General features: G+C 60.9%; 14 protein-coding genes and 1 pseudogene. 6 read left to right on the top strand and 9 right to left on the bottom strand.

Features of this window, described 5'->3' with window-relative positions; all coding sequences use genetic code 11:
• Positions 1-134: 134 nt before the first annotated feature.
• The 6 genes from AYR47_RS09010 to AYR47_RS09035 all read left to right on the top strand — a co-directional run bounded on the left by AYR47_RS09010 (position 135) and on the right by AYR47_RS09035 (position 8,217).
• Positions 135-1,871 carry a glucan biosynthesis protein G gene (locus tag AYR47_RS09010; RefSeq protein WP_061449416.1) on the top strand — a complete coding sequence of 579 codons (1,737 nt, stop codon included), beginning with the start codon at positions 135-137 and terminating at the stop codon, positions 1,869-1,871.
• Positions 1,864-4,434, top strand: a complete 2,571-nt coding sequence (mdoH, locus tag AYR47_RS09015) for a glucans biosynthesis glucosyltransferase MdoH (RefSeq protein ID WP_033897727.1) — start codon at positions 1,864-1,866, stop codon at positions 4,432-4,434. The genes AYR47_RS09010 and mdoH overlap by 8 nt, the downstream gene beginning before the upstream one ends.
• A gap of 186 nt (positions 4,435-4,620) precedes the next feature.
• Positions 4,621-5,421 (top strand): transporter substrate-binding domain-containing protein, encoded by an 801-nt coding sequence (locus tag AYR47_RS09020; protein ID WP_061434964.1) that lies wholly within the window; start codon positions 4,621-4,623, stop codon positions 5,419-5,421.
• 219 nt (positions 5,422-5,640) lie between these two features.
• Positions 5,641-6,438 (top strand): transporter substrate-binding domain-containing protein, encoded by a 798-nt coding sequence (locus tag AYR47_RS09025; protein ID WP_025999974.1) that lies wholly within the window; start codon positions 5,641-5,643, stop codon positions 6,436-6,438.
• 92 nt (positions 6,439-6,530) lie between these two features.
• Positions 6,531-7,490 (top strand): amino acid ABC transporter permease, encoded by a 960-nt coding sequence (locus AYR47_RS09030; protein WP_061434965.1) that lies wholly within the window; start codon positions 6,531-6,533, stop codon positions 7,488-7,490.
• On the top strand, positions 7,483-8,217 hold the full coding sequence (locus tag AYR47_RS09035; RefSeq protein ID WP_033897730.1) for an amino acid ABC transporter ATP-binding protein: 735 nt from the start codon (positions 7,483-7,485) through the stop codon (positions 8,215-8,217). The genes AYR47_RS09030 and AYR47_RS09035 overlap by 8 nt, the downstream gene beginning before the upstream one ends.
• Here AYR47_RS09035 and AYR47_RS09040 read toward each other — a convergent pair.
• The 9 genes and pseudogenes from AYR47_RS09040 to hisI form a co-directional block, all read right to left on the bottom strand.
• The gene (locus AYR47_RS09040; protein WP_033897731.1) at positions 8,212-10,119 is read right to left on the bottom strand and encodes a methyl-accepting chemotaxis protein; all 1,908 of its coding nucleotides are present in this window, start codon (positions 10,117-10,119) and stop codon (positions 8,212-8,214) included. The genes AYR47_RS09035 and AYR47_RS09040 overlap by 6 nt on opposite strands.
• A gap of 106 nt (positions 10,120-10,225) precedes the next feature.
• A complete protein-coding gene (locus AYR47_RS33345; RefSeq protein ID WP_420492059.1) occupies positions 10,226-11,098 on the bottom strand; it encodes a methyl-accepting chemotaxis protein in 873 nt (290 codons plus the stop codon).
• A 33-nt stretch (positions 11,099-11,131) separates the two neighbouring features.
• Positions 11,132-12,142: pseudogene (locus tag AYR47_RS33350) on the bottom strand (methyl-accepting chemotaxis protein); the annotation flags it as partial.
• A 262-nt stretch (positions 12,143-12,404) separates the two neighbouring features.
• On the bottom strand, positions 12,405-13,112 hold the full coding sequence (locus AYR47_RS09050) for a 16S rRNA (uracil(1498)-N(3))-methyltransferase (RefSeq protein WP_061434969.1): 708 nt from the start codon (positions 13,110-13,112) through the stop codon (positions 12,405-12,407).
• The gene (gene tatC / locus AYR47_RS09055; RefSeq protein WP_010213805.1) at positions 13,109-13,897 is read right to left on the bottom strand and encodes a twin-arginine translocase subunit TatC; all 789 of its coding nucleotides are present in this window, start codon (positions 13,895-13,897) and stop codon (positions 13,109-13,111) included. The genes AYR47_RS09050 and tatC overlap by 4 nt, the downstream gene beginning before the upstream one ends.
• Positions 13,894-14,298 carry a Sec-independent protein translocase protein TatB gene (tatB, locus tag AYR47_RS09060; RefSeq protein WP_061434971.1) on the bottom strand — a complete coding sequence of 135 codons (405 nt, stop codon included), beginning with the start codon at positions 14,296-14,298 and terminating at the stop codon, positions 13,894-13,896. Before tatB ends, tatC begins: the two co-directional genes overlap by 4 nt.
• A 10-nt stretch (positions 14,299-14,308) precedes the next feature.
• Positions 14,309-14,587, bottom strand: a complete 279-nt coding sequence (locus AYR47_RS09065) for a twin-arginine translocase TatA/TatE family subunit (protein ID WP_003171180.1) — start codon at positions 14,585-14,587, stop codon at positions 14,309-14,311.
• 26 nt (positions 14,588-14,613) lie between these two features.
• Positions 14,614-14,946 carry a phosphoribosyl-ATP diphosphatase gene (locus tag AYR47_RS09070; protein ID WP_003187881.1) on the bottom strand — a complete coding sequence of 111 codons (333 nt, stop codon included), beginning with the start codon at positions 14,944-14,946 and terminating at the stop codon, positions 14,614-14,616.
• A gap of 2 nt (positions 14,947-14,948) precedes the next feature.
• Positions 14,949-15,341: a phosphoribosyl-AMP cyclohydrolase gene (hisI, locus tag AYR47_RS09075; protein WP_032890216.1), complete on the bottom strand. Its 393-nt coding sequence runs from the start codon at positions 15,339-15,341 to the stop codon at positions 14,949-14,951.
• Positions 15,342-15,346 lie beyond the last annotated feature (5 nt).

The raw sequence follows: 15,346 nt of genomic DNA on the forward strand, positions 1-15,346 counted from the left end.
TGACTTAGGTAGAGACTTGTCCGACAACCCATGGGGAATCATTTTGCCCCAGGGGAGTCGGAACAATGCTCGCCAACCTGGCATATAGATAGCTGGCCGTTGGTTTTTTGATCTGTTTTCGGCGAGGGTTGCTCGTGATTGTTAGTCCCTGTAATGCACCAAAATTGTCTGCCAAACGGTTACGAAACGCACTGGTGACGGGCTCCGCCCTGTTTTGCCTGTTCGGCGCGGGTCAACTGTGGGCATTCAGTCTGGATGATGTGTCGGCCAAGGCAAAAGAGCTGGCCGGGCAGAAATACGAAGCTCCGCGCAGCAATCTGCCGAACGAATTCCGCGAAATGAAGTTCGCGGACTATCAGAAGATTCGTTTCCGCAACGAAAAAGCCGAGTGGGCTGATCAAAACACCCCGTTCAAGCTGTCCTTCTATCACCAGGGTATGCACTTCGATACACCGGTGAAAATCAACGAAGTCACCGCCGACAGCGTCCAGGAAATCAAATACGACCCGACGCGCTTCGATTTCGGCGACGTGAAGTTTGATCCTAAAGCCACCGAACAGCTGGGTTATGCCGGCTTCCGTGTGCTGTACCCGATCAACAAGGCCGACAAACAAGACGAAATCATGACCATGCTCGGCGCGAGCTACTTCCGCGTAGTCGGCAAGGGCCAGGCGTACGGTCTGTCTGCCCGTGGCATGGCGATCGACACTGCATTGCCGTCCGGCGAAGAATTCCCGCGTTTCACCGAGTTCTGGATCGAGCGTCCAAAGCCGGGCGAGAAGCAGTTGGTGATCTTTGCCCTGCTGGACTCCCCACGGGCGACCGGCGCGTATCGCCTGATCCTGCGTCCGGGCACCGACACCATTGTCGACGTGAAATCCCAGATGTTCCTGCGCGACAAGGTCAGCAAACTGGGCGTTGCCCCGTTGACCAGCATGTACCTGTTCGGCGCGAATCAGCCTTCCAAAGTGCTGAACTACCGTCGTGAGCTGCACGATTCCAGCGGTCTGTCGATCCATGCCGGTAATGGCGAGTGGATCTGGCGCCCACTGAACAACCCAAAACACCTGTCGGTCAGCAACTTCACCGTAGAAAACCCGAAGGGTTTCGGCCTGCTGCAACGCGGTCGCGACTTCAGCCACTACGAAGACCTCGACGACAACTACGACAAGCGCCCAAGCGCCTGGATCGAGCCTGAGGGCGACTGGGGCAAAGGCACCGTCAACCTGGTAGAGATTCCGACTGCCGATGAAACCAACGACAACATCGTTGCGTTCTGGAGCCCTGCGGAACTGCCGGAAGTCGGCAAACCGCTGGACGTTTCCTACCGCCTGCACTGGACCATGGACGAAAAAGCCTTGCACCCGGCCGACAGCGCCTGGGTCAAGCAGACCCTGCGTTCTACCGGTGATGTGAAGCAATCCAACCTGATCCGCCAGCCTGACGGCAGCGTGGCTTACCTGGTGGACTTCGAGGGCCCGTCCCTCAAGGCCCTGCCGTCGGATGCCCCGGTGCGCAGCCAAGTGAGTGTCAGCGACAACGCTGAACTGGTTGAGAACAGCGTGCGCTACAACGAACACACCAAAGGCTGGCGCCTGACCCTGCGCATGAAGATCAAGGACGCAGGCAAGCCGACCGAAATGCGCGCGGCGCTGGTGCAAGATGTTGCCCCACCTGCGCCTGAACAGGACTCGAGCCACGTGCTCAAGGCTGACAAGGTCCTGGCCAAGCAGCACGAGAAACAGGCCAAGAAAGACGCGAAAGACAAGGAAGCCAAGCAGCCAGAAGCTGCCCCAGCCACACCGGAGCCGATCAAGACCGAACAAGTCCTGACCGAAACCTGGAGCTACCAGTTGCCTGCCGATGAGTAATTCTCAAGTCCAGCCAGAAACTCTGCAGGAGTATCTGGCGCATCTACCGATGACCGCTGAGCAGCGCGCCGAACTGGCGGGCTGCACATCCTTCACCGAGTTGCACGAGCGCTTGTCGTCCTCGACCTTCGACGCGCCGGTCGACGCCGCCCAGGCGTCGGTTGGCACGCGGTTGACCCTCAACACCGCCGAAGAGCTGCAAGACGCCGAAATGCTGGCGGTCGACGCTGCTGGCCGCGTGTGCCTGAAGGCCACGCCGCCAATCCGTCGTACCCGCGTGGTGCCGGAGCCGTGGCGCACCAATATCCTGGTGCGCGGCTGGCGCCGACTCACCGGGCGCAGCAATCCTCCGGCGCCGCCGAAGGATGAGCGTGTATTGCCGGCTGCGCGCTGGCGTACGGTCGGTTCGATCCGTCGTTACATCCTGCTGGTGCTGATGCTCGGCCAGACCATCGTGGCTGGCTGGTACATGAAAGGCATCATGCCGTACCAGGGTTGGTCGCTGGTCGACTTCGACGAAATCCGCAACCAGACCCTGCTGCAAACTGCCACCCAGGTACTGCCATACGCTTTGCAAACCAGCATCCTGATCATGTTCGGGATCCTGTTCTGCTGGGTGTCGGCCGGTTTCTGGACCGCGTTGATGGGCTTCCTGGAATTGCTGACGGGTCACGATAAATACCGGATCTCCGGTAAAAGTGCCGGTGACGAGCCGATTCCAAAAGACGCCCGTACCGCGCTGGTGATGCCGATCTGCAACGAAGACGTGCCTCGGGTATTTGCCGGTTTGCGCGCCACGTTCGAATCGGTCGCCGCAACCGGTGACCTGGACCGCTTCGACTTCTTCGTGCTCAGCGACAGTAATGACGCCGACATCTGCATCGCCGAGCAGCAAGCCTGGCTCGACGTGTGCCGCGAAGCCGGTGGCTTCGGCAAGATCTTCTATCGCCGCCGTCGCCGTCGCGTAAAGCGCAAGAGTGGCAACCTCGACGACTTCTGCCGTCGTTGGGGCGGTGACTACAAGTACATGGTCGTGCTCGACGCGGACAGCGTGATGAGCGGCGAGTGCCTGACCAGCCTGGTACGCCTGATGGAAGCCACGCCGGATGCCGGGATCATCCAGACCGCGCCGCGTGCGTCGGGCATGGACACCCTGTATGCGCGCATGCAGCAGTTCGCTACCCGCGTGTATGGCCCGCTGTTCACCGCCGGCTTGCACTTCTGGCAGCTGGGTGAATCCCACTACTGGGGTCACAACGCAATCATCCGCATGAAGCCGTTCATCGAGCACTGCGCCCTGGCGCCGTTGCCGGGCAAAGGCGCGTTCGCCGGTTCCATCCTGTCCCACGACTTCGTTGAAGCGGCGTTGATGCGCCGTGCCGGCTGGGGCGTGTGGATTGCCTACGATTTGCCGGGCAGCTATGAAGAGTTGCCGCCGAACCTGCTGGACGAACTCAAGCGTGACCGTCGCTGGTGCCACGGCAACCTGATGAACTTCCGCCTGTTCCTGGTGAAGGGCATGCACCCGGTGCACCGTGCGGTGTTCCTGACCGGCGTGATGTCCTACTTGTCGGCGCCGTTGTGGTTCCTGTTCCTGGTGCTGTCCACGGCCCTGCTGGCGGTGAACACCCTGATGGAACCGCAGTACTTCATGGCGCCACGCCAGTTGTACCCGCTGTGGCCGCAATGGCATCCGGACAAGGCGGTGGCGCTGTTCTCCACCACCATCGTGTTGCTGTTCCTGCCGAAACTGCTGAGCATCATCCTGATCTGGGCCAAGGGCGCGAAAGAGTTCGGCGGCAAGTTCAAGGTGACCTTGTCGATGCTGCTGGAGATGCTGTTCTCCATGCTGCTGGCGCCGGTGCGGATGATTTTCCACACCCGCTTTGTACTCGCCGCGTTCCTCGGCTGGGCTGCGACCTGGAACTCGCCGCAGCGTGACGACGACTCCACCCCATGGAGCGAAGCGGTCAAGCGCCACGGTCCGCAAACCGTGTTGGGCTTCCTGTGGGCCCTGCTGGTGGTGTGGTTGAACCCGAGCTTCCTGTGGTGGTTGGTGCCGATTGTGGGGTCGCTGATGCTGTCGATCCCGGTGTCGGTGATCTCCAGCCGTGTCGGGCTGGGCCTCAAGTCCCGCGACGAGAGCCTGTTCCTGATCCCCGAGGAATACAATCCGCCGCAAGCGTTGCTGTCGACCGAGCAGTACACCCACGAAAACCGTTGGCATGCGCTGAACGATGGCTTCGTGCGCTCGGTGGTCGACCCGCAGCAGAACGCCCTGGCCTGCGCCTTGGCGACCTCGCGTCACCGTGAAGCGGAGCCGATCGAGTACCTGCGTACCGAACGTGTGCGTCACGCGTTGAAAGTCGGCCCGGCCGGCCTCAACAACGGTGAACGCCTGGCTCTGTTGAGCGACCCGGTCGCCCTGGCTCGCCTGCATGAGCACGTCTGGAACGAAGGCCATGCCGAGTGGCTCGCCGCCTGGCGTGACTCGATCAAGGCTGATCCACACGCGCCGTTGCTACCGTTGCAACCGCTGTCGTCCCAGGCCCAACCGGCCTGATTCAGACGCCCCCGAGGGTTCTCCTCGGGGGCGTTCCAAGCGCTGGTCCTACAGCGTTTTCCGCTCCCTCCTATCTCCTGCTAACGTCTTGTTTTTTCGAAACAAAAGTCCCTCGTCCGAGGCATATTGCCGTGCCCGTGACTGAGTTAGCATCGCCCCGGATTTGGACTTGCCACAGGGGTATTCATGAGCAAAGGCTATTGTTTGGCGCTGCTGCTAAGCGCTGCCGCATTGATTCACATGGGGTTGGCGCAGGCCGGCGCGATTGACGACGCCGTTCGACGCGGCGTGCTGAAGGTCGGCACCACACCCACCTATGTGCCCTTCGAAATGACCGACAAACAGGGGCGAATCATCGGCTTTGAAATCGACCTGCTCAAGGTCATGAGCCAAGCACTGGGTGTGGAACTTGAGTTGGTCGCAGTGCCCTACACCGAGCTGGTGGCGGGGTTGCAGGCGAAGAAATTCGACCTGATCGGCAGCGGCATGACGGTCACCCAGGAGCGCAACCTCAAGCTGAATTTCAGCGACTCGTTCATTGTGGTCGGCCAGTCCGTACTGTTGCATCCGAGCCTGGCGGGCAAGGTCAGCAGTGTCGAAGACCTGGACGACGCCAGCTACCGGATCGCCACCACCGAAGGCACCACCGGTGAGCTGGCGGCGCGACGGTTTCTAGGGGCGGCCCGACTCAGCAGCTTCTCAACACCGGAGGAAGGAGTACGCCAAGTGGTACAGGGCAAGGCAGATGCTTTTATTTATGACGCGCCCTACAACCTGATCGCCCTGAACCGCCCGGAAAACACCACGCTACTGGCGCTCGAGCAACCTTTCACGTTTGAACCGCTGGCGTTTGGCTTGAAAAAAGGCGATTTCGACAGCCTCAACTGGATCAATCATTTTCTCAACCAGATTGCCCAGGACGGCACCTACGATCGTCTTCACGATAAGTGGTTTAAAGACACCGCCTGGCTGGCGGAGATCGACTGAAAGTCATAACTGCTTACATATCAAACCGTTGCTTCCATCGACCTTGCATGTGTCTACATCTGCCCTTTGCTGCGCGGTTGTGGGGCTTTTCCGACATACGCCGACAACAAATAGCCGTGAAACCTTTGTGACAGCAGGCGAGTGGGTTAGGATCGCACCCCGAAATGGTGCAGCCCGTTTGCGCGCCGACCTCATAAGAATCGTTCAGGGGACTTGATGATGAAAAAGTATCTTTCGATGCTGCTGCTTGGCGTCACCGCGCTGGTCGCGGTCAATGCGGCCCAGGCCGGCGCCATCGATGATGCGGTCAAGCGCGGCACGCTGAAAGTCGGCATGGACCCGACCTACATGCCGTTCCAGATGACCAACAAACGCGGCGAAATCATCGGTTTCGAAGTGGACATCCTCAAGGCCATGGCCAAGTCCATGGGCGTCAAGTTCGAGCCAATCTCCACCGGCTACGACGGCATCATCCCGGCCCTGCTGACCAACAAGTTCGACATGATCGGCAGCGGCATGACCCTGACCCAGGAACGCAACCTGCGCCTGAACTTCAGCGAACCCTTCATCGTGGTCGGCCAGACCCTGCTGATCCGCAAGGAACTGGAAGGCACCATCAAGTCCTACAAAGACCTGAACGACGAGAAATACCGCCTGACCTCCAAGCTCGGTACCACCGGCGAAATGGTGGCCAAGAAGCTGATCTCCAAGGCCAAGTACCACGGCTATGACAACGAGCAGGAAGGCGTGCTGGATGTGGTCAACGGCAAGGCCGATGCCTTTGTGTATGACGCGCCGTACAACGTTGTGGCCGAGAAAAAGGTCGGTAACGGCAAGCTGGTGTACCTCGAAGAACCCTTCACCTTCGAACCTTTGGCGTTCGGCCTGAAGAAAGGCGACTACGACAGCATCAACTTCATCAACAACTTCCTGCACCAGATCCGCAACGACGGCACCTACGATCGCATCCATGACAAGTGGTTCAAGAGCTCCGAGTGGCTCAAGGACATGGAATAAGGCTGGTTTGTAGTGAGCGGGCGGTGCGACGATTCGACAAGCCCGCTCACTACACAAAGGCGTTTGCCTTAGACTTTTTTGGATGTTGAGTAATGAAACAGAAAAAAGCCCAATGGCCCTGGCACCTGCTGACCGTGGTCGTGCTGGTCGGCCTGGCTGGCGCCTTGTACTACGCCACGTCGCTGATGTCCTACGAGTGGCGCTGGAACCGTGTACCGCAATACTTCGCCTACCAGGCTGAAACGTCCCAGCGCGCCGCTGATATCTCCACGGTCGTCGAGTTGGTACGCAAAGGCGATATCGCCGAAGTGACCTTGCGCAACGACGCGGGCGCCGAGCAAAAGCTGACCGTTGCCGACAACAGCCTGCAAGTGGCGCGTGGCGACGATGTGGCCGAAGGCGATGTGGTCGGCGTGACCCGCCATTGGGCGTTGGGCCCACTGATGTGGGGTTTGTGGACCACACTGTGGCTGTCTGTTGTCTCTGGCATCCTTGGCTTGATCATCGGCCTGGCGACCGGGCTGTGCCGCTTGTCCAGCAACCCGACCTTACGAGATTTGTCGACGATCTACGTCGAACTGGTACGCGGCACGCCGCTATTGGTGCAGATCTTCATTTTCTACTTCTTTATCGGAACGGTGCTCAACCTGTCCCGTGAATTTGCCGGGATCGCCGCGCTGTCGCTGTTCACCGGCGCCTACGTGGCGGAAATCGTCCGCGCTGGCGTGCAGTCCATTACCCGTGGCCAGAACGAAGCCGCGCGGTCCTTGGGCCTGAGCGCGAGCCAGTCAATGCGCCATGTGGTATTGCCGCAGGCGTTCAAGCGCGTGCTGCCGCCATTGGCTGGGCAATTTATCAGCCTGGTGAAAGACACTTCGCTGGTCTCGGTGATTGCGATTACCGAATTGCTCAAGAGCGGCCGTGAGGTGATCACCACCTCGTTCTCGCCTTTTGAAATCCTGTTCTGCGTCGCAGGCCTGTACCTGCTGATCAACCTGCCGCTGTCGAAAATGGCCAGCCGGCTTGAGCGGAGGCTCGCGCAAAGTGATTGAAGTCCGCGATCTGGTAAAAGTCTTCGACACCCGTGGGCAGGTGGTCCGCGCGGTCGACAACGTGACCACCCAGGTGGCCAAGGGTGAAGTGCTGGTGGTGATCGGCCCGTCCGGCTCCGGCAAGTCCACCTTCTTGCGCTGCCTCAATGGCCTGGAAGAATTTGACTCGGGCTCGGTGAGCATCGACGGCCTGCAACTGGCCGACCCGAAGACCGACGTGAATGCCTATCGCCGCGAAGTCGGCATGGTGTTCCAGCATTTCAACCTGTTCCCCCACATGACGGTGCTGGAAAACCTGTGCCTGGCGCAGAAAGTCGTGCGCAAGCGCAGCAAGAAAGAGCGCGAGGCCAAAGCCCTGGCGTTGCTGGAAAAGGTCGGAATTGCACAGAAGGCCAATGAGTTTCCATCACGCTTGTCCGGTGGCCAACAGCAGCGCGTCGCGATTGCCAGGGCCCTGGCGATGGACCCCAAGGTCATGCTGTTCGACGAGCCCACCTCGGCGCTGGACCCGGAAATGGTCGGCGAAGTGCTGGACGTGATGAAGACCCTGGCCCTGGAAGGCATGACCATGGTCTGCGTTACCCACGAAATGGGCTTTGCCCGTGAAGTGGCTGACCGCGTGCTGTTTTTCGATCATGGCAAACTGCTGGAAGACGCCGCCCCGGCTGCGTTTTTCGATGCGCCGAAAGACCCACGGGCCCAAGCTTTCCTGCGTCAGGTCCTATAACCTGAATTTGCCCACCAGCGCTTGTAGATCCAGGCTCAGCCGGGTTAGTTGAACACTCGCCGCCGCCGTCTCCTCACTGGCGGCGGCAGTTTGTTCGGACACATCGCGCACCTTCAACACACTGCGATTGATCTCTTGCGCCACCGCGCTCTGCTCCTCGGCGGCAGCGGCGATCTGCGGGTTCATTTCCTGGATGATCGACACCGTGCGGATAATCGCCGCGAGTGCATCGCCTGCATCACGGCTCAGGTCGACGCTGTAGTCAGTCAGGGCGCGGCTGCCGTCCATGATATCGGCCACCTGCTGGGTGCCGGTGTGCAATCCGAGTATCAGCCCTTCGATCTCTTCAGCGGATGCCTGCGTGCGTAAAGCCAGGCTGCGCACTTCGTCTGCGACCACGGCAAACCCTTCGCCTGCCGAGCCAGCCCGCGCGGCTTCAATGGCGGCGTTCAACGCCAGCAAGTTGGTCTGCTGCGACACGGACTTGATCACGTCCAGCACGCCGCCGATCTTTTGGCTCTCCTGTTGCAGTGCAATCATCGCCTGGCCGGCGCGCGCCATTTCGTGGGCCAGATGACCAATCTGCTCGACGGCCTGCCCGACAACCTTGTCGCCAGCCGTGGCTTGTTCATCGGCCTCCCTGGCCGCCGCCGAGGCTTGTTCGGCATGTCGCGCGACCTCCTGGGCAGTGGCGAGCATTTCATTCATCGCGGTGGCCACCTGGTCGGTTTCGTCCCTTTGGTTACTGACCCCGGCGCGGGTCTGTTCGGTGACGGTGGAGAGCTGGGTGGCCGCGCTGGCGATCTGCCGGGCGCTGTCGCCGATGCCGCTGATCAAACTGCGCAGGTTGCGAGACATTTGCGCGATGCTTTGCTGAAGTTGGCCGAGTTCATCCCGACGCTCCACCACCAGGTTGTCGCTCAGGTTGCCCTCGGCGATGCGGTTCGCCGCGGCCAAGGCCTGACGCAACGGTAGGGCGATTTGCCGGGCGATCCACCAGGCCGCCAGCGCACCCAGCAACAGTGCGGCAACCGTGACGCTCACCAGCAACAGGCGAGTCTGTTGCGCCTCACCGTCACGCTTGACGATTTGCCCCTCGCTCACCCGGTCGGTTTTTTCGAGCAACTGGTTGAGTTGTTGCTCGAAGCGGTTCTGCACGGTTTCAGTCGTGACTTGAGCGTCCTTCAGCGCCAGTAACTGCGCGCGATAATTGGCCAGGTCGGTTTTGAGCAGGGCCGAGTCCACGGGCAGCTCCGTGACGGCGGCTTGAGCGATGTCCAGAGCATCGAGTGTTGTACCGAGCACTTCGACATAGGCTTTTAGCGATTCGGCAGCCCAGGCAGGGCTGCGGGCACGCTCTTCAGCTTGTTCCATGGTTTGCCGCAGGTTCTCGATGGCATCGAGTGCTTTTTGATCCTGCTGGTCGGGTAGTTCACTGGCTAATTGGGCGAGGGTGTCGCTGGCTTGTAGGGCGGATTTGCGCAGCACAGGCCGGGTGGTTTCGCGTTGTTCGATCAGCGGCGACAGTTCAACGAGTGCCGTTTTGAAGCTGACCACCAAACCCTTCGCTTCCTGGATACGTTGCAGGTCGGCTGTGTCTTTCAGGTGGTTTTGCAGGTAGTCGAGGTGCTGGTCGATTTTTTCGATCTGCAATTTCATTTTGCTTAGGCTGGCGGTGTCCGTCAGGGTGCGGTACACGATACGGTCGGCGCGCATGGCTTCTGCCACCGCGGCCAGCTTGCCCAGCTCGGTCAGGTTGCCCGAACGAAATAGCACGGCATTCAAGGCTTGCCAGCCGGTCATGGCGATGATGAAGCTGAGGATCAGCACCTGACCAAAACCCAGTGCGAGCTTGAGGCGGACGCTGGCATTGACCAGCAAGCGGGTCAGCCGAGAAAACATGATGAACCTCCGAATCTGAAGAAGCGTTTCGCAACAAAGGAAACGCTAATTCGATTCGGTGTAACGCTGGGCTGATAACTACGTAGGACGTTTCACAAATTTTGGATCAGATCCGGAAACGCCCCACCAGCGTTTGCAGGTAAATCCCCAAGCGGGCCAGCTCGGCACTGGATGCAGCGGTTTCTTCACTGGCCGACGAGGTCTGTTCCGACACATCGCGCACGTTCAACACGCTGCGGTTGATCTCTTCCGCCACTGCGCTTTGTTGCTCGGCGGCCGTGGCGATCTGTGAGTTCATCGCCTGGATGGTTGAGACCGTGCGGGTGATACTCGCCAAGGCGCTGCCGGCGCGGCGGGTCAGTTCGACGCTGCTGTCGGTCAAGCCACGGCTGTTGTCCATGATGGTCGCCACCTGCTGAGTGCCGCTTTGCAGGCCGACGATCAGCTCTTCGATCTCTTCGGTGGACTTCTGGGTGCGCTGGGCCAGGCTGCGCACTTCGTCCGCCACCACGGCGAAGCCACGCCCGGCTTCACCGGCGCGCGCGGCTTCAATCGCGGCGTTGAGGGCCAGCAGGTTGGTTTGCTGGGCCACGGACTTGATCACGTCGAGCACGCTGCCGATCTTGTCGCTTTCGCGCTTCAGGTCACCCATGGCGACCGTGGAGTTGCCCACTTCGGTGGCCAGGCGTTCGATCTGAGCGATGGCTTCGCCGACCACCTTGTCGCCTTCACGGGCCTGCTGGTCAGCCGCCACGGCGGCTTCGGAGGCCTCCTCGGCGTTGCGTGCCACTTCCTGCACGGTCGCGGTCATTTCGTTCATGGCGGTGGCGACCTGGTCGGTCTCGACCTTCTGGCTGTTGACCCCGGCGCTGGTCTGTTCGGTCACGGCCGACAGTTGCTCGGCGGCGCTGGCGATCTGGGTGACACCGTCGCTGATACCACCGATCAGCTCGCGCAGGCCGACGGTCATGCTTTGCATGGCCCGTTGCAGTTGGCCCAGTTCGTCCTGGCGCGTGGAGGTCAGGTTGTGGCTCAGGTCACCGGAGGCGACGCGCTCGGCCACCTTGAGAGTCTGGTTCAGCGGGATGACGATCTGGCGCGTGATCGCCCAGGCGGCCACCAGGCCGAAGATCAGCGCCAACACGGTCGCCAGCAGCAGGAGTTGTTTGGCCTGCGCGGCGTCGGTGTCGCGCACCACGGTTTGCGAGGTGGTGAGTTTTTCGCTGTGGGCCTGCAGGATGTCACCCTGGGCGCTCATGATTTTCAGCGCCTCGGCGGCAGCGGTCTGTGAGTCACGGTACTGGCTGACGGCCGCGCGGTAGGCCTGCAGCGAGGTGCTGGCCTGCTGCAGGTTGGTCTGGTACTGCGTGGGCAGTTGGCCTTCCAGTTCGGTGATCTTCTTGATGGCGTTATCAATCGCATCGAGGGCCGGCTGTTCAGCCTCGACCTTGGCGCTGTAGGTGTAGCCGCGCACCTGGAAACGCGCTTGCTGAATCAGTTTGCTCAGGTCGACCACGCTGTTGAACAGGGTGACGCTGTCGCCTTGCAGCAGGCTTTTTTCGACCTCGCTGACTTTTTCCACGGCGTTGTCGGCGGTGTCGCCCAGTTTGCTGCGGGCACCTTCGCGCTTGAGCCCGGCCTGGACCATGGCGGCAAAGGCTTTTTTGTATTGGTTCAGGGCGTCTTGTTGCTGTTCCACAAGGGCCTTGTCGTCGGGTTGCTCGATCAGGTCGGCGGCGGTTTTCAGGCCACTGTCCAGTTTGGTGATCAAGTTGTTGACCGCGTCGGTGCCTTGTTCGCCGCGCCGCATTTCGAAGTCCAGGCGTGCCAGGCGCAAGTCCTTGGTCAGGCCGTTGAGGCTGGAGATATAGCCCAGCTTGTCACCGCGACTGATCACGTCGCCCAGGCCGGTCCAGCCGGTGAAGGTGATCAACAACGTCAGGATCAACACCAAGCCAAAACCTACGCCCAGCTTGCGATTGACACCCACATTCCCCAGCTTTTCGGCTAACCAACGATACATGCTGCGAACTCCCCTGAAACAAGGCTTGGACTTATTAAGAGCTTATCGGCAGCGTAGGTGAGTTCTGTAGCAACAAGGTCGAATGTCGGAGAGGGTTTGTGTGGTGAGCGGGCTTGCCCCGCGCTGGGTGGCGGAGCCGCCCTAAACCCAGGCATCGCGGTCTTGCTGATACACTGCGGCGTCCTTGTTGGGGCCGCTGCGCAGCCCAGCGCGGGGCAAGCCCGCTCACCACAAAAAGCCCATCCATCCGGAGTAAGCGGGGTTAGAACAAGCGGGCGAGCAGGGCGGTGACGGCAGTTTCGACGCGCAGGATGCGGGCGCCGAGTTGTACCGGCTGCAAGCCGGCCTTGGTCAGCAGGTCCACTTCATAGGGGATCCAGCCACCTTCCGGGCCGATCGCCAGGGTAACCGGCTGGTCCAGCCCACGCGGGCAGGCCGGGTAATCACCGGGATGACCGATCAGGCCCAGGGTGCCGGCGGTCATGGCTGGCAGGCGGTCTTCGACGAACGGCTTGAAGCGTTTTTCGATGATGATCTCGGGCAGCATCGTGTCCCGCGCCTGTTCCAGGCCGAGGATCAGTTGCTCGCGAATCGCTTCAGGTTCCAGGAACGGGGTTTGCCAGAAGCTTTTTTCGACGCGGTAACTGTTCACCAGCACCACCTTAGGCACGCCCATGGCGGCCACGGTTTGCAGCACCCGACGCAGCATCTTCGGGCGTGGCAGGGCCAGCAGCAGGGTTAGCGGTAATTTGGCCGGTGGCGGCTGGTCGAAGCTCACTTGCAGCTCGGCTTCGGTGGCTTCCAGGCGCAGCAGTTGCGCATTGCCCATCAGCCCGCCGATGCGGCCGACGCGCAGGCTGTCGCCGACGGCGGCGCGATGGACTTCCTGCATGTGCACCAGGCGCCGATCACGCAGCACCACACGGTCGGCCGCGATGAAGTCGGCCTCTTCGAGGAGCAGCAGGTTCACGGCTGGGTCGCTGGCGGCTGGTCGTCGTCGGGTTGGTCATCCGGGTGTTCGCCGCGCTTGCTGATCAAGCCGCTGAACAGGATGCCGATCTCGAACAGCATCCACATCGGCACGGCCAGAAGGGTCTGGGAGAAGATGTCCGGCGGCGTAAGGATCATGCCGACCACGAAGCAGCCGATGATCACGTACGGGCGGATTTTCTTCAGGTACGCCACGTTGACCACGCCGATCCATACCAGCAGCACCACGGCTACCGGGATTTCGAAGGCCACGCCAAAGGCGAAGAACAGCGTCATCACAAAGTCGAGGTAGCTGGTGATGTCGGTCATCATTTCCACGCCGGCCGGGGTGGCGGCGGCGAAGAACTTGAAGATCAGCGGGAACACCAGGAAGTAGGCGAACGCCATGCCGGTGTAGAACAGCAGGATGCTCGACACCAGCAGCGGCACGGCGATGCGCTTCTCATGCTTGTACAGGCCCGGCGCGATAAAGCCCCAGATCTGATGCAGGATCACCGGGATCGCCAGGAACAGCGAGACCATCATGGTCAGCTTCAACGGCGTGAGGAACGGCGACGACACGTCGGTGGCGATCATCGTCGCACCGGCCGGCAGGTATTGGCGCAGCGGCGTGGAGACGAAGGTGTAGATCTGCTGGGTAAAGGCGAACAACCCGGCAAAGATGATGAAGATGGCCGCTACGCAACGCAGCAGGCGGGTACGCAGCTCGGTGAGGTGCGAGACCAGCGGCATATGCTGGTCGTTTTCCGGTTTATCAGCGCTCATGGGGCTCGCGGCGGCAATGTAGGGTCATGGGGCGCGGGCGACGCGGTGGGCGTCGGCGCAGGCTCGGTGGGCGCGGTCGGTGCCACGGGGGCGGCTTCGGCAACCGGTGCAATGCTGTTTTCAGGCACAGGCTCCGCCGGTTTGGCGGGCTCCTGCACCGGCGACAGAATCTTCCGGGCCTCCTGCTCCAACGACAGGATGTGCTCGTTGTGCAGTTGCCGGCGGATCTCGTCCGCACCGATTTCCCGTTCAACTTCCTGTTTGATTGCGTTGAAACTGCGTTTCAGGCGCCCGATCCACAGGGCGGCCGTGCGTGCTGCACCGGGCAGGCGTTCCGGCCCCAGTACCAGCAGGGCCACGAGGCCGACGAGCAGCAGTTCAGAGAAGCTGATACCAAACATTAGTCAGTGCTCACGAGTCTTTGCGGGTCGGCTCTTCGACTTTCTCAGCCTGCACGTCGAAGGTGCGACGCTCGGTGATCGGCTGGGTGGCCTGCGGGTGCACAGGCTGCGCCGGAGGCACTGGGTTGGCGGCCGGGTCGGCCGGTTTTTCGTCGTCGTTCATGGCCTTGCGGAAGCCCTTGATCGACTCGCCCACATCGGTGCCCAGGTTTTTGAGTTTCTTGGTGCCGAACACCAGTACCACCACCACCAGAATGACGATCCAGTGTTTCCAGTCAAAAATGCCCATGCTGCAAATCCTCAAGTCTTAGTTATTCAGGCGGACGGGCGCGAGGCTTTCTCGGCATGCCCGGACAAGCCGAAGCGTCGGTCCAGTTCATCCAGCACAGCCTGCGGATGCTGCCCCAGTTGGGCGAGCATGACCAGGCTATGGAACCACAAGTCAGCGGTCTCGTAGATTACATCGCTGTAATCACCGCTGATTTGCGCGTCCTTGGCTGCAATGATGGTCTCGACGGATTCTTCGCCGAGCTTTTCCAGGATCTTGTTCAAGCCCTTGTGGTACAGGCTGGCGACGTAGGAACTGTCGGCATCCGCGCCTTTGCGGTCTTCCAGCACCTGGGCCACGCGGTTCAGGGTATCGCTCATGTCTAGTGTCCTGCCGAGTAGATGGCGTGCGGGTCTTTGAGCACCGGCTCGACGGTCTTCCATTCGCCGTTCTCGAACACGCGATAGAAGCAACTGTGACGGCCGGTGTGGCAGGCGATGTCGCCGATCTGCTCAACCTTGAGGATCACCACGTCGGCGTCGCAGTCGATGCGCATCTCGTGCAGGGTCTGCACGTGCCCGGACTCTTCGCCCTTGCGCCACAGTTTGCCACGCGAGCGTGACCAGTAGATGGCGCGCTGCTCAGTGGCGGTGAGGCTCAGGGCCTCGCGGTTCATCCAGGCCATCATCAGCACGCGCCCGGTCTTGTAGTCTTGGGCAATGGCCGGCACCAGGCCGTCACTGTCCCACTTGATCTCGTCCAGCCAGTCTTTCATGTTCG

Origin of the sequence: Pseudomonas azotoformans, from assembly GCF_001579805.1 — a bacterium.
GTDB classification, from domain to species: Bacteria; Pseudomonadota; Gammaproteobacteria; order Pseudomonadales; family Pseudomonadaceae; genus Aquipseudomonas; species Aquipseudomonas azotoformans_A.